General features: G+C 61.5%; 12 protein-coding genes and 1 tRNA gene. 6 read left to right on the top strand and 7 right to left on the bottom strand.

The genetic code is table 11. From position 1 onward, the window contains the following. The first annotated feature begins 67 nt into the window (after positions 1 to 67). Both argF and OKC44_RS16460 read left to right on the top strand, forming a co-directional pair. A complete protein-coding gene (argF, locus tag OKC44_RS16465; protein ID WP_017409770.1) occupies positions 68 to 1,072 on the top strand; it encodes an ornithine carbamoyltransferase in 1,005 nt (334 codons plus the stop codon). A gap of 123 nt (positions 1,073 to 1,195) precedes the next feature. Continuing rightward, complete coding sequence (locus OKC44_RS16460; protein WP_017409771.1) at positions 1,196 to 2,599, top strand: YfcC family protein; 1,404 nt, start codon at positions 1,196 to 1,198, stop codon at positions 2,597 to 2,599. 176 nt (positions 2,600 to 2,775) lie between these two features. Here OKC44_RS16460 and OKC44_RS16455 read toward each other — a convergent pair whose 3' ends face one another. From OKC44_RS16455 to OKC44_RS16435, 5 genes are all read right to left on the bottom strand, one after another. After that, a complete protein-coding gene (locus OKC44_RS16455) occupies positions 2,776 to 3,267 on the bottom strand; it encodes an arginine repressor (RefSeq protein WP_016352302.1) in 492 nt (163 codons plus the stop codon). Between the two features lie 217 nt (positions 3,268 to 3,484). Continuing rightward, positions 3,485 to 3,949, bottom strand: a complete 465-nt coding sequence (gene pyrI, locus OKC44_RS16450; protein ID WP_011707750.1) for an aspartate carbamoyltransferase regulatory subunit — start codon at positions 3,947 to 3,949, stop codon at positions 3,485 to 3,487. A gap of 16 nt (positions 3,950 to 3,965) precedes the next feature. Further along, positions 3,966 to 4,886, bottom strand: coding sequence for an aspartate carbamoyltransferase (gene pyrB / locus OKC44_RS16445; RefSeq protein ID WP_043164137.1), 921 nt, complete (start codon positions 4,884 to 4,886; stop codon positions 3,966 to 3,968). Then, on the bottom strand, positions 4,867 to 5,061 hold the full coding sequence (locus OKC44_RS16440; protein WP_155270350.1) for a hypothetical protein: 195 nt from the start codon (positions 5,059 to 5,061) through the stop codon (positions 4,867 to 4,869). The genes pyrB and OKC44_RS16440 overlap by 20 nt, the downstream gene beginning before the upstream one ends. Positions 5,062 to 5,160: 99 nt before the next feature. After that, on the bottom strand, positions 5,161 to 5,703 hold the full coding sequence (locus OKC44_RS16435) for a hypothetical protein (RefSeq protein WP_016352300.1): 543 nt from the start codon (positions 5,701 to 5,703) through the stop codon (positions 5,161 to 5,163). A gap of 208 nt (positions 5,704 to 5,911) precedes the next feature. On the opposite strand from OKC44_RS16435, the gene OKC44_RS16430 reads away from it, so the two are divergent. From OKC44_RS16430 to OKC44_RS16420, 3 genes are all read left to right on the top strand, one after another. Then, a tRNA-Trp gene (locus OKC44_RS16430) sits at positions 5,912 to 5,988 on the top strand. Between the two features lie 292 nt (positions 5,989 to 6,280). Further along, positions 6,281 to 7,651 (top strand): phosphatidylserine decarboxylase family protein, encoded by a 1,371-nt coding sequence (locus tag OKC44_RS16425; RefSeq protein ID WP_270814141.1) that lies wholly within the window; start codon positions 6,281 to 6,283, stop codon positions 7,649 to 7,651. Positions 7,652 to 7,900: 249 nt separating this feature from the next. After that, positions 7,901 to 9,793, top strand: a complete 1,893-nt coding sequence (locus tag OKC44_RS16420) for a methyl-accepting chemotaxis protein (RefSeq protein WP_203092281.1) — start codon at positions 7,901 to 7,903, stop codon at positions 9,791 to 9,793. Between the two features lie 65 nt (positions 9,794 to 9,858). Here the strand turns inward: OKC44_RS16420 and OKC44_RS16415 are convergent, their stop codons facing one another. Further along, complete coding sequence (locus OKC44_RS16415; protein WP_029304924.1) at positions 9,859 to 10,371, bottom strand: lipocalin family protein; 513 nt, start codon at positions 10,369 to 10,371, stop codon at positions 9,859 to 9,861. A 17-nt stretch (positions 10,372 to 10,388) separates the two neighbouring features. Continuing rightward, positions 10,389 to 11,291 (bottom strand): AraC family transcriptional regulator, encoded by a 903-nt coding sequence (locus OKC44_RS16410; RefSeq protein ID WP_011707745.1) that lies wholly within the window; start codon positions 11,289 to 11,291, stop codon positions 10,389 to 10,391. 146 nt (positions 11,292 to 11,437) lie between these two features. Here OKC44_RS16410 and yqhD point away from each other — a divergent pair, with 146 nt between their 5' ends. Beyond that, complete coding sequence (gene yqhD / locus OKC44_RS16405) at positions 11,438 to 12,601, top strand: alcohol dehydrogenase (protein WP_257685816.1); 1,164 nt, start codon at positions 11,438 to 11,440, stop codon at positions 12,599 to 12,601. The last annotated feature ends 193 nt before the right edge of the window (positions 12,602 to 12,794 follow it).

Here is a 12,794-nt window from a genome sequence, read left to right as displayed (position 1 = left end):
GTACTGAAGAATGCGTAGTCAACACTACTGCCTAAATTGGTCTGAACAAATATAGAGAGAACTCATCATGGCTTTTAATCTGCGTAACCGTAACTTCCTGAAACTGCTGGACTTCACCCCGCGCGAAATCCAATACATGATCGATCTGGCCATCGACCTGAAGAAAGCCAAATACGGTGGCTATGAGCGTAAACACCTGACCGGCAAAAACATTGCCCTGATTTTCGAGAAGACCTCCACCCGCACCCGCTGTGCGTTTGAAGTGGCGGCCTTCGACCAGGGGGCGCAAGTCTCCTACCTCGGCCCAAGCGGTTCCCAGATCGGTCACAAGGAGTCCATGAAGGACACCGCCCGGGTACTGGGTCGCATGTATGACGGCATCGAATACCGTGGCTACGGTCAGGAGATCGTGGAAGAGCTGGGTGCCTACGCCGGCGTACCGGTCTGGAACGGCCTGACCAACGAATTCCACCCGACCCAGATCCTGGCCGACTTCATGACCATGCTGGAGCACGGCAAGGGCAAACGTCTGGATCAAATCAAGTTCGCCTACCTGGGTGATGCCCGCAACAACATGGGCAACTCCCTGATGGTCGGTGCCGCCAAAATGGGCATGGACATCCGTCTGGTCGCTCCGAAAGCCTTCTGGCCGGAAGAGGAGCTGGTTGCCAAGTGCCGTCTGATCGCCGAAGAGACCGGCGCACGCATCACCCTGACCGAAGACGTCAAAGAGGGTGTGCTGGGTACCGACTTCCTCTACACCGACGTCTGGGTTTCCATGGGTGAAGCGAAAGAAGCCTGGGATCAGCGCGTCAAACTGATGACCCCGTATCAGGTCAACATGGATGTCATCAACGCCACCAAGAACCCGGATGTGAAGTTCATGCACTGCCTGCCGGCGTTCCACAACGATGAGACCACCATGGGCAAGGAAGTGGCTGACAAATATGGCATGAAAGGCCTGGAAGTGACCGAGGACGTGTTCGAATCCGAGCACAGCATCGTGTTCGACGAGGCCGAAAACCGGATGCACACCATCAAGGCAGTGATGGTTGCTACGCTGGGCGACTAAGGTCGCAGTAGTGGTGCCGGGGGGTGACCCCCGGCTTTTCGACCATGTGACAGCGGCATAATACCTCTAACCCTACGACCCGCAGCCTGCATGGATACCACACCCACAGAAGGAAGCTGGACCATGACCAAATTCAAGTTCCCGTCAGCCTACACGATACTGTTCGTGCTGATCGCCCTGGTGGCCGCCCTGAGCTGGATAGTGCCGGCCGGCAAATATGAAATGACCATGAACGAGGCCCTCGGCAAGGAAGTGCCGGTGGCTGGTACCTACAAACTGGTGGAGGGCAATCCCCAGGGGATCGTCGATGTGCTGCTGGCACCTATCGACGGTCTTTATAACCATGACACCTATCAGGCAGGCGCCATCGACGTCTCCCTGTTCATCCTGATCATCGGTGGTTTTCTTGGCATTGTGACCAAGACCGGCGCCATCGATGCCGGTATCGAGCGTGTAACCGACCGTCTGCGCGGCCGGGAAGAGTGGATGATCCCGATCCTGATGGCGCTGTTCGCCGCGGGCGGTACCATCTACGGCATGGCGGAAGAGTCGCTGCCGTTCTACACCCTGCTGGTGCCGGTGATGATGGCCGCCCGCTTCGACCCGGTGGTGGCTGCCGCAACCGTATTGCTGGGGGCCGGTATCGGTACCCTGGGCTCTACCATCAACCCGTTCGCCACCGTGATTGCCGCCAACGCGGCCGGTATCTCCTTCACCGACGGCATCTGGTTGCGCGTCGCCATGCTGGTTGCCGGCTGGCTGCTGTGCGTGGCCTATGTGATGCGTTACGCCAAGATGGTGCGCAATGACCCGAGCAAATCCCTGGTGGCTGACAAGTGGGAAGAGAACCGTGCCCACTTCCTTGGCAACAAGAGCGACCAGATGCTGGAGTTCACCCTGACCCGTAAAATCGTGCTGGGTATCTTCGTCGCCGCCTTCGCCGTGATGATCTACGGGGTGGCCGTGCTGGGCTGGTGGATGGCGCAGATCTCTGGGGTGTTCCTGGCCGCCGCCATCATAGTCGGTGTCATCTCCCGCATGAGTGAAGAGGAGCTGACCTCCAACTTCATCGACGGTGCCCGCGACCTGCTCGGCGTTGCCCTCATCATCGGTATCGCCCGCGGTATCGTGGTAGTGATGGACAACGGCATGATCACTCACACCATCCTGCACAGCGCAGAAGGGATCGTGACCGGCCTCTCCACCGTGGTGTTCATCAACGTGATGTTCGTGCTGGAAGTGGTGCTCTCCTTCCTGGTGCCGTCCTCCTCCGGTCTGGCCGTGCTGACCATGCCGATCATGGCGCCGCTGGCCGACTTCGCCAACGTGGGTCGCGAGCTGGTGGTCACCGCCTATCAGTCCGCCTCCGGCCTGGTGAACCTGGTGACCCCGACTTCCGCCGTGGTCATGGGTGGCCTGGCGATTGCCAAGGTGCCCTATGTACGCTGGCTGAAATGGGTGGCCCCGCTGCTCGGCATCCTGACCGTGCTGATCGTGGTCTGCCTGAGCCTGGGTGCAGTGCTCTGATCCACAACGAAGAGAAAGCTGAAAACGGGAGCCACTGGCTCCCGTTTTTTATGGCTGATTCATGACGATTAAAGTCGTGGGGAGGGGAGAATGGGTGAGGATGAACCGCCTTGGCGCATATCAGCAGCAACAAAAAGGCGACCTTCTGGTCGCCTCGATCTCTTCGGGAGAGGGGGTTAGCGGGCTTGCGCCAGGGTGCGCACTACAGCGGCGTGGGCCTGACGGGTGCGGCTGATGTGGCGTGGGGCGACCAGCACCACGTCGTTGCCGGCGACGGCGCCCATGATCTCGGGATTGGCGTTGCGATCCAGCAGGCGGGCCACCACGGTGGCGGCACCCGGGGTGGTGTGGATCAGCACCATCTGCTGGTTGTGCACCACTTCGCGCACCATGTCGTGGATCGAGCGGGTACTGCCGGCGGGCTCCAGTTGCTCGTCCACCAGGGTGTAGACCTTCTTGCCGTTGGCGTTCTGGGCCTTGGCCACGCCGAGCCGGCGCAGCAGACGGGAGATGGTGGACTGGCTGATGTCGGCGAAACCGCGCTCCGACAGCTCGCGCCGGATCTCCTCCTGGGTGCTGTAGCAGTGCTGGCCGATGATCTGGCGACAGGCATCCAGCTGGGCCAGATCGGGCTCTTGTTCCACGGGACGACTGAGGGTTTTGACCACGGCGAATTCCTTTGATGATGACCGACGGTAAACGCTCGATATCTGCCGCATTCGCTGAATATCAGCAAAAAATACTGGCAATCAATGCACTGGCAGGAAATGAGCGGGAATAGCTCTGTTTGGATGGCAAATTATAACCAACTGGTTATTTGGTGATGTGACAGGGGTCAAAAATGGGCCCCTTGGGGCCCACCTGGATATCTTTTGAGTCTGGCTATCAGTAGCGTTCGCTGACGATGTCCTGGGTGAAGGACTTCTCGCAGTATTTGCACTTCATCCGCACCACGCCTTTCACCTCGCGCACCCGGAAGTAGCTGTCCACCGGCTCGTTGTGGGAGATGCAGTTGGAGTTGGGGCAGTGGAACACCCCGGCGATGAACTCCGGCAGCTCCAGCTGGTGTTTCTTCACCACGGCGAAGTCTTCGATGATGTTGACGGTCGCCTTGGGGGCGAACAGTGCCAGCTGGTTGGCCTGCTGTTCGGTCAGGCGGGTGTTCTCGATCTTGATGAGATCCTTCTTGCCCAGCGCGCCGGATTTCAGGTTGAAACCGACGGTGATGCGCTCCTGGGTCTCGATCAGCTGGAACAGCTTGAGGATCTTGATGCCCTGGCCGGCGGGGACGTGGTCGATGACGGAGCCGTGACGGATGGCTTCGACTTGCAGTTGGTTCTTCTCGGACATGATATACCCCTTTCCCTTAGACGGTTTCGTTCAGTACCAGAGCCAGCAGCGCCTGGCGTGCATAAACCCCGTTCTCCGCCTGCTGGAAGTAGTAGGCGTGGGGAGTCTTGTCGACCGCGACGTCGATCTCGTCGACGCGAGGCAGGGGGTGCAGGATCTTCATGGTGGGCTTGGCGCCTTCCAGGGTGGCCACTTCCAGCACGAACTTGGCGGCCATGTGCTTGTATTCGGTCTCGTCGAAGCGCTCTTTCTGAACCCGGGTCATGTAGAGGATGTCGAGCTCCGGCATCACCTCTTCCATGGTCTCGTGCACGCTGAACTGGATGCCTTTCTCTTCCAGCTCCTCGCAGAGGTAGTCCGGCATCGCCAGCGCTTCCGGCGAGATGAAGAAGAAGCGGCAGTTGAACAGGCTGAGGGCCTGGGCCAGCGAGTGTACGGTGCGGCCGTACTTGAGGTCGCCGACGAAGGCGACGTTGAGGCCGTCCAGCTTGCCTTGCGTCTCGTGGATGGAGAAGAGGTCGAGCAGGGTCTGGGTCGGATGCTGGTTGGAACCGTCACCGCCGTTGATGACCGGTACCCGGGAGAACTCGGAAGCGAGGCGGGCGGCGCCCTCTTTCGGGTGACGCATCACCACCGCATCGGTGTAGGAGCCGATGATCTTGATGGAGTCGGCCAGGGTCTCGCCCTTCTTGGCGCTGGTGTTGCCACCGTCGGCGAAGCCGATGATGTTGCCACCCAGGCGCTGGACCGCGGTCTCGAACGACAGGCGGGTACGGGTGGAGGCTTCGAAGAAGCAGCTGGCAACCAGCTTGTCTTTCAGCAAGCGGGTGTCGGGCTCGGCCTTCAACCGCTGTGCGGTTGCGACCACCAGTTCCATGTCGGGCCGGGTCAGGTCCGAAATGGAGATGACATGTTTCTTATAGAGTGGATTGGTCATCGTCTGCATTCCCTTTGACATCAATGAAGGTTTTTCGGGCACAAAAAAAAGCCCCTGAAACAGGGGCTTTTTTTAAAAACAATTGAGGATCTGTGGGTCGGGAACCGGAAACAACGGGGCCGCTCTGGTGCGTTCCACCCGTCTGCAAGGCTGTCTTTTTCAGCAAAAACTGCATCGTCCTGTCCTGACCTTTTTTCAAACCGGACAGATTATAGAGTCGCATTTTGAATTGTCAAAAATTTATTTCAAAGGCAAGATTTGCGCTGAAAAACGTTTAACTGTCGTGAACTGGCCGGCAAACCCACACCTGGTGTTCGGCCTGCAAGGGCTGCGCATCTTCGGCCATGCTGCGCAGATAGGCGAGCCTGTGGTGCCCCTCCAGCAGACAATAGGGTTGTGGCAGCGGGTGACCGTCCGGGTAGCTGCTGCCCGCCGCCGATGCCAGCACTATGATGGGTTCGGACCAGGTACCCTGACTCAGCATGTACTCCCCGAGCCAGGATCGACGGACGTAGCGGTTGTGTCTCAGCATCTCGCCCCAGCGTTCGACCACCTCCATATGGCGGGAGCCGGTCTGCTCGATGATCCTGGCGGTGGGCCAGCTTTCACACTCGAACTGGTGGCGGGCGAGATCGATAAAGCTCCAGTTGGATTCAAAACCGCGCCAATGGCGGTAAATCCACTGGGAGAGCACATTGTCGGGAATGAAGGGCACCAGCGGGGCGACCCGTGCCAGATAGTCCGGCAGAGCCTCGGTTTTGCTCTCATCCCGGAAGTTGAGCGGTGCAAGTTGTTGAAGTAACCGATAATTGAGCATGAGCAGCCTCCTCATTGCCTGGCCACCTCTTCACCCTACCCCCATTGCCGCTGCTTTCCTACCCAAACAAGGCTGTAAATACAGCGAGTTACCCCCTTTGGCTGCAAAAAGTGACCAGATCTGCTCGTCCTTTGTGCAATCGCACCGAAAGTGAGAAAAAAGCCTTTACCTTTGATCCCGGCTTTGTATAATTCGCCTCGTTTGTTGCAGGGGCGTAGTTCCAATTGGTAGAACAGCGGTCTCCAAAACCGATGGTTGCGGGTTCGAGTCCTGCCGCCCCTGCCATTTTTCAGAGAAGCCAGCTCATTGAGCTGGCTTTTCGCTTTTCCGGGCCTCCCATTTTTTCCCATCGTCCCTTGCCCCGACTGCTGTAGCAGGGCGCTTCCTCCCGTTGTACTCGTTCCTCCCGACCGCTAGTCGTTGTTGCGCCGGTTTGCCCTGTCGTTTCTGGCAATCGTCCCGCCGCGCTCCCTGTGCTACATAACAGGGTCGGTGCCCTGGCATGCCGTTGGCAGGCCGGCACTCAATGCTCAAGCCGTGGATTGTGGGCGTGAACATCAGCTGAGGAGAGCGAACCATGAACAAGGCAGTGGAAACCCGATTGAACAAGTCCCGTCCCGGTGGCTGGATCCCCCGCGATGGCGCCCATATCGAGCGCTGGATCCGGCGGATCAAGCACTACGTGACCCAGCAGCCGCGTGCGCTGGTGCCCCCCATCGCCGAACTGCGGGATCTGGTCCATGCCGACCCTGCGCTGCATGCCCAGGCCGAAGCCATGTTCAAGGAAGCCTGGCGCCACAAGCACCTGACCCCGCTCGGTCAGCCGGAGGTTCGCTCGTTCGAGGAGTTCCTGGGGCTGCTCAACGGCATCATGACCACGGCGCCCGAGGCGTATCAGGACATCCCCAGCCACGAGCCATCCGGTCTCATCGGCTTTCCCATCAATGCCCTGCTCGACTGGCCCATGGCCACCCAGGCCGGCTATCACTTCTTTGCCAACGCCCTGATCAACCAGCAGTTCAAGAAGATCCTCGACTACTGGGCCCAGTTCCTGCAAAGCCCGGCGTCCCGCTATGTGTTGAATGAACCGGTCAGCCGGCTGGATCAGGAGACCCTGGTGGTGCCCTGGCTCGGCAAGGTGGCCAAGGCCGAGATGGTCAAGGTGGCGAACGAGGCGGTCGGGGAGGGGCCCAACCCCACACCGGGCAGCTTCGAGCAGATCTTCGAGTGCGAGCCGGCGGCCGAGTACCACGGGTTCAGCTGCTGGGACGACTTCTTTACCCGACGTTTTCGGGTCGGGGTGCGGCCGGTATCTGCGCCGACGGATGACAGTGTCATCGTCAACGCCTGCGAGTCGGCGCCGCTGCAGGTGCGCAAGGAGGTGAGCCGCAGCGATCAGTTCTGGCTCAAGGGGCAGCCCTATTCGCTGGACAACATGCTCGATTTTGACGATCTGGCGCCCCGTTTCGAGGGGGGCACCGTCTACCAGGCCTTCCTCAGCGCGCTCAGCTACCACCGCTGGCACAGCCCGGTGAGCGGCACCATCCGCAAGGTGCGCATCGTCAACGGCACCTACTATCTGGAAAACCAGTTCGAAGGCTTTGCCGACCCGCAGGGGGCGGATCCCAGCGCCCCCAACAATTCCCAGCCGTTCCTCACCTCGGTGGCGACCCGGGCACTCATCTTCATCGAGGCCGACAACCCCAAAATCGGTCTGATGTGCGTGGTGCCGGTGGGGATGGCCGAGGTGTCGAGCTGCGAGATCACGGTGCAGGCGGGGGAGCGGGTGCAGAAGGGGGATCCGCTCGGCATGTTCCACTTCGGCGGCTCCACCCATTGCCTGCTGTTCCGCCCCGGCGTCAGGCTGGAGTTCGACTTCCATGGCCAGACCCCGGGGCTGGATGCGACCAATATGCGGCTCAATACCGCCATCGCCCGGGTCAGGTAATACCGTTCGGAGTGTATGGGAGGCCGCCTGCGGGCGGCCTTGTTGTTGTCATGGGGAGCTGCTTTTTGTCCCCTTCATGCAGGTTGTCAGCAGCATGGAATAGCGATCCAGCAATGACGAGTAGCGGGTTCTGTTGTTGATAGATGTAAAAATACTGGGATTCACTAAAGTCTGTTCAGCATGTGGCCGATAGCCTTGATTAAATAAGGGTCTCTCCCTGGCCCGTCACAACAACAAGGATCCGTAGTCATGACACTTTCGTTGCGCGGCAAGCTGCTGGCCACCAGTCTGGGGGTGGTGCTGCTGATGGCCTCACTGCTCGGCATCGTTGCCTTTCACACCCTCAAATCCCGCACCATGAGCGCCATCCAGAGCGAGGCGGTCAACTATGGTCACGCCTACTCGGTCGCCATCGGCGACTGGATGGCGGATCGCAAGAACACGGTGCACGCGCTGGTGAACCTGATCGCCGACAATCCGCAGGCCGAGCTGGTGCCGCACCTGAAGCAGGCCTACACCTCGGGCGGGTTCGGGCTTACCTACTTTGGCTCGACCCAGGGGGTGATGACCCGGCAGGATCCCTCCCTCAACACCGGCAACTATGACCCGCGCGAGCGCCCCTGGTATCAGGACGCGGTGAAGGCGGGGCAGCTCATCGTCACCGCTCCCTATGTCAGCGTCACCATGCAGAAGCTGGTGGTCACCCTCTCCGAGCCGGTGCTGCATCAGGGCGAGCTGGTCGGCGCCGTGGGGGCCAACCTGGCGCTCGACAAGCTGATCGACGAGGTGCTGGCGATGCAGGTACAGGGTGAGGGGTACGCCATGCTGCTCGACAGCAGCGGCCTCATCGTTGGCCACCCCAACAAGGAGCTGGCGCTCAAGCAGATAGCGGAGCTCTCCCCCGACCTGTCGGCGGCCACCTTCCAGCAGTGGGGCCGTGAGAACAACGAGCTGCACGCCGCCACCCTGAACGGGCGCGACGTGCTGCTGGCGGTGCAGCCGGTGGCGGGCACCGACTGGCTGCTGGCCATGGTGATGTATCGCGACGTGCTGGAGGCGCCGCTTGCCACCCTGCTGTGGCAACTGGTGGGGCTGACTCTGGTGCTGATGCTGGTGTTCAGCGCCCTGCTCACCGCCATGTTCAAGTATCTGTTTGCCGATCTGGGCCGGGTGGCCGGCGCGCTGCACGACATCGCCCACGGCGAGGGAGACCTCACGGTGCACATCAACACCCGCAGCAAGGATGAGGTGGGTCAGCTGGCGGAGAGCTTCAACCAGTTCGTGGCGCGGCTGCACGGCATTGTCAGCCGGCTGCGGGATGTTACCGTCGAGTTGGCGGCCCAGTCCCGCGCCCAGGCAGCCGGGGCCCAGTCCCGCAGCCAGCGGGTGCGCCAGCAGCAGGACGAGATCGTGATGGTGGCGACCGCGGTGACCGAGATGGCCTCCGCCACTCAGGAGATCGCCGGCAACGCCGAGTTTGCCGCCACCACCTCCGGCGATGCGGTCAAGCTGGCGGTCGCTGGTCAGTCACAGGTCGGTCAGAGCCAGCGCAGCATCACCGGGCTGGCGGACGAAGTTGCCGACGCCAGCCAGATCATTGTGGAGCTGGATGCCCACGCCCAGAAGATCAGCGGCATTCTGGCCACCATCAGCGGTATCGCCGAGCAGACCAACCTGCTGGCGCTCAACGCCGCCATCGAGGCAGCCCGAGCCGGCGAGCAGGGCCGCGGCTTTGCAGTGGTAGCGGACGAGGTGCGGGTGCTGTCGCGCCGCACCCACGACTCCACCGACGAGATCCAGCAGATGATCGAGACCCTGCAGCAGACCACCCGCCGGGCGGTGAGCGGCATGGAGACCAGCCGCCAGCTGGCGGGCACCAGCGTGGAGGACGCGGAGTCCGCCAACCTGAGCCTGGGGCAGATCAACGAGGCGATCGGCGCCATCAGCGACATGGCGACCCAGATTGCGGCGGCGGCCGAAGAGCAGACCTCGGTCACCAGCGAGATCAGCCGCAACACCGAGAATATCCGCCACGTCTCTCAGGAGCTGGCCGAGCAGGCCAATCAGGAGGCGGCGCAGGCGGCCGAGCTGAAGGGGCTGACCGAGCGGCTGGAGCAGGAGATAGGCCGCTTCCGGCTCTGATCATCACTCGAATGTCCATGAAAAAGGGCAGCCTGCGGGCTGCCCTTTCTTGTTTCACGACAGGCTCAGGGGGTCTGCTTGACCCAGATCAGCTGATCGGTGGCAAAACCCAGCGATGCAGCCTTGGCGATCAGGGCATCCACGTTGGCCTTGGGCGGATTGGGTGAGCGGGCGAGGATCCAGAGGTAGTCGTGGTTGTAGCTGGTCACCAGCGAGAGCTGGTAATCGGGGTCCAGCTCGATGACGTTGTAGCCGCCGTAGAAGGGGCCGAAGAAGCTCACCTTGAGCCGTGCCTCGTCCGGTTTGTCGACGAAGTAGGCCTTGCCCTCGGCTTCGCGCCAGCTGCCGTCACTCTGCTTGCCGCGGTTGAGCACCTTGACCCCGCCGTCGTCGCGCAGGCTGTAGGTGGCGCTCACCTGCTCCAGTCCGCGCTCGAAACCGTGGTCGAGGCGGGCGATCTCGTACCAGGTGCCGAGGTAGCGGTCGAGCTGGAAGCCGGTAACGGGGCGGATGCCGTCGGCGAGGCCGGTACAGGCCGTCAGCAGACAGGCGGTGAGCAGGCAAAGCAGTGCACGCATGAACAATTCCTCTCTGGTTATCCCTCTATGATGCGCAGCTGGCCTTCCCGAAAGCGGGAGGCCTGATCCGTCGGCGTACTGCCGAAGAAGCGCTTGTACTCCCGGCTGAACTGGGAGTTGCTCTCGTAGCCGACCCTGGTCGCCGCGGTGCCCGCCTTGATGCCGTCGTGCAGCATCATCATCCGCGCCTTGTGGAGGCGAAACGACTTGATGTACTGCAGCGGCGAGGTGGCGGTGACCGCCTTGAAGTGGTGGTGGAAGGCGGAGACGCTCATGTTCACCTCCCGCGCCAGCTCCTCCATGGTCAGGTTGTCGGCGTAACGCGACTCTATCATACGCAGCACCCGGGCAATCTGGCCCACATGGTTGTGGCGATTGGCGAGCGCCTGCAGCGCCGGGCCGCCCCCTTCGTGCAGGGCGTAGAACAGCATCTCCCGCACCGTCTGCGGCCCCAGCACCCGGGCGTGGTGGGGTTTGTCCATCAGGTCGATCAGCCGCTCGGCGGCGCAGAACATGGCTTCCGACAGGGGCACCGAGTGCACGCCGCTCTTTTGCGGGGTGGGGGCGGGCAGGGCATCCCCCAGCTCCAGCAGCAACTCCTGCAGGGTCACCAGGTTGATCTCGAGGGAGAAGCCGATGAGAGGCTGCTCGGGGGAGGCGAAGCACTCGCACTCGCAGGGCAGCGGCAGGGTCATCAGCAGGTAGTGGTTGGGGTCGTAGCGAAACACTTGGTCTGCCAGATAGCCCACCTTGTGCCCCTGCAGGATCACTATCATCCGCGGCTGATAGAGCACCGGGGTGCGGCCGTGGTATTCGGTGGTGTAGATGAGGCTCACCTGATCCACCGGCGAGGGGGTGATGCCGGGGGCGGTGACGTGGCGGGCCAGCTTGGCGGCGAGATCGGTGTAGCGGGTCTGCATGGGATACTCTTGGGTTCTGTTTTGGCTGCTTTGTAGGAATAGGCAAAAATAAAGCAGGATGTTGCCTTGATGGTATTGGTTGTCTGGAGAAAAATGCAATCACATTTTTGCGGCCAGGCCGCCAGATACTCACAAAGGCAATGTCGATGAACAACTTTACCCTGCATACCCCGACCAAGATCCTGTTCGGCAAGGGCCAGGTCGCCCAGCTGCGTGAACAGCTGCCGCGCGATGCCCGCATCCTCATCACCTACGGCGGCGGCAGCGTGGTGCGCAGCGGCCTGCTGGCCCAGATCCGCAGCGAGCTGGCCGGCATGACCCTGTTTGAATTCGGTGGCATCGAGCCCAACCCCACCTATGAAACCCTGATGGGAGCGGTCGAGCTGGCCCGCGCCGAGCAGGTCGACTTCCTGCTGGCCGTCGGCGGCGGCTCCGTGCTCGACGGCACCAAGTTCATCGCCGCGGCCGCTCACTATGATCCGGCCCGGGATCCCTGGCACATCCTCGAGACCGTGGGCAACGAAGTGCGCTCCGCCATCCCGCTTGGCGCCGTGCTGACCCTGCCGGCCACCGGTTCCGAGATGAACATGGGCGCCGTGGTGACCCGTCGCAGCAGCGGCGACAAGGTGCACTTCTTCTCGCCGTTCGTGATGCCGCGCTTCGCCGTGCTCGATCCGGTGCTGACCTACACCTTGCCGGCCCGTCAGGTGGCCAACGGGGTGGTGGATGCCTTCATCCACATTCTGGAGCAGTACCTCACCTATCCGGTCAACGCCAAGGTGCAGGATCGCTTCGCCGAAGGTTTGCTGCTGACCCTGCTGGAAGAGGGCCCCAAGGCGCTGGTGGAACCGGAAAACTACGAGGTGCGCGCCAACATCATGTGGAGCGCCACCCTGGCGCTGAACGGCCTGATCGGGGCCGGTGTACCGCAGGACTGGGCGACCCACATGCTGGGCCACGAGATCACCGCCTTGCACGGCCTCGACCACGCCCAGACCCTGGCAGTGGTGCTGCCGGCCCTGCTGCAGGCCAAGCGCCAGCAGAAACACGCCAAACTGCTGCAATACGCCGAGCGAGTGTGGGATCTGCGCAGCGGCAGTGAAGCGGAGCGCATCGATGGCGCCATCGCCGCCACCCGCGACTTCTTCGAGCGGATGGGGGTCAAGACCCGGCTGCGGGATTACGGCGTGGCGGACGCAGGAATTGATACCCTGCTCGGCAAGCTGGCGGAACACGGCATGACCGCCATCGGCGAGCACGGCGATATCGACCTGGTGCAGAGTCAGCATATTTATGAGGCGGCCTGGTAAACGGGGCGCACTGGTCCGCCACCATCGAAACGATTAAATAGCAGGGGCCGGATCCGCTTATTTGGCGGGTAGCCGGCCCCTTGTCTGTTACAAAACAGTTACTTTTTTCGTTTTCGGCCCGATATCTGTGATCGGTGCGGATTTCGTAAGAACAAAAAGCGCTAAGATAGAGGGCCGGTAAAACATTTTTTTT

Origin of the sequence: Aeromonas sp. S41-2 (genome assembly GCF_027705845.1) — a bacterium.
Taxonomy (GTDB): domain Bacteria; phylum Pseudomonadota; class Gammaproteobacteria; order Enterobacterales; family Aeromonadaceae; genus Aeromonas; species Aeromonas hydrophila.
This window is presented reverse-complemented; position numbering and strand designations above follow the sequence as displayed.

Coding starts and splice junctions, on each gene's coding strand:
- OKC44_RS16410 (WP_011707745.1), bottom strand. CDS start 11,291: ATGCAGACCCGCTACACCGATCTCGCCGCCAAGCTGGCCCGCCACGTC.
- OKC44_RS16415 (WP_029304924.1), bottom strand. CDS start 10,371: ATGCGTGCACTGCTTTGCCTGCTCACCGCCTGTCTGCTGACGGCCTGT.
- yqhD (WP_257685816.1), top strand. CDS start 11,438: ATGAACAACTTTACCCTGCATACCCCGACCAAGATCCTGTTCGGCAAG.
- argF (WP_017409770.1), top strand. CDS start 68: ATGGCTTTTAATCTGCGTAACCGTAACTTCCTGAAACTGCTGGACTTC.
- OKC44_RS16425 (WP_270814141.1), top strand. CDS start 6,281: ATGAACAAGGCAGTGGAAACCCGATTGAACAAGTCCCGTCCCGGTGGC.
- OKC44_RS16460 (WP_017409771.1), top strand. CDS start 1,196: ATGACCAAATTCAAGTTCCCGTCAGCCTACACGATACTGTTCGTGCTG.
- OKC44_RS16420 (WP_203092281.1), top strand. CDS start 7,901: ATGACACTTTCGTTGCGCGGCAAGCTGCTGGCCACCAGTCTGGGGGTG.
- pyrI (WP_011707750.1), bottom strand. CDS start 3,949: ATGTCCGAGAAGAACCAACTGCAAGTCGAAGCCATCCGTCACGGCTCC.
- OKC44_RS16440 (WP_155270350.1), bottom strand. CDS start 5,061: ATGCAGTTTTTGCTGAAAAAGACAGCCTTGCAGACGGGTGGAACGCAC.
- pyrB (WP_043164137.1), bottom strand. CDS start 4,886: ATGACCAATCCACTCTATAAGAAACATGTCATCTCCATTTCGGACCTG.
- OKC44_RS16435 (WP_016352300.1), bottom strand. CDS start 5,703: ATGCTCAATTATCGGTTACTTCAACAACTTGCACCGCTCAACTTCCGG.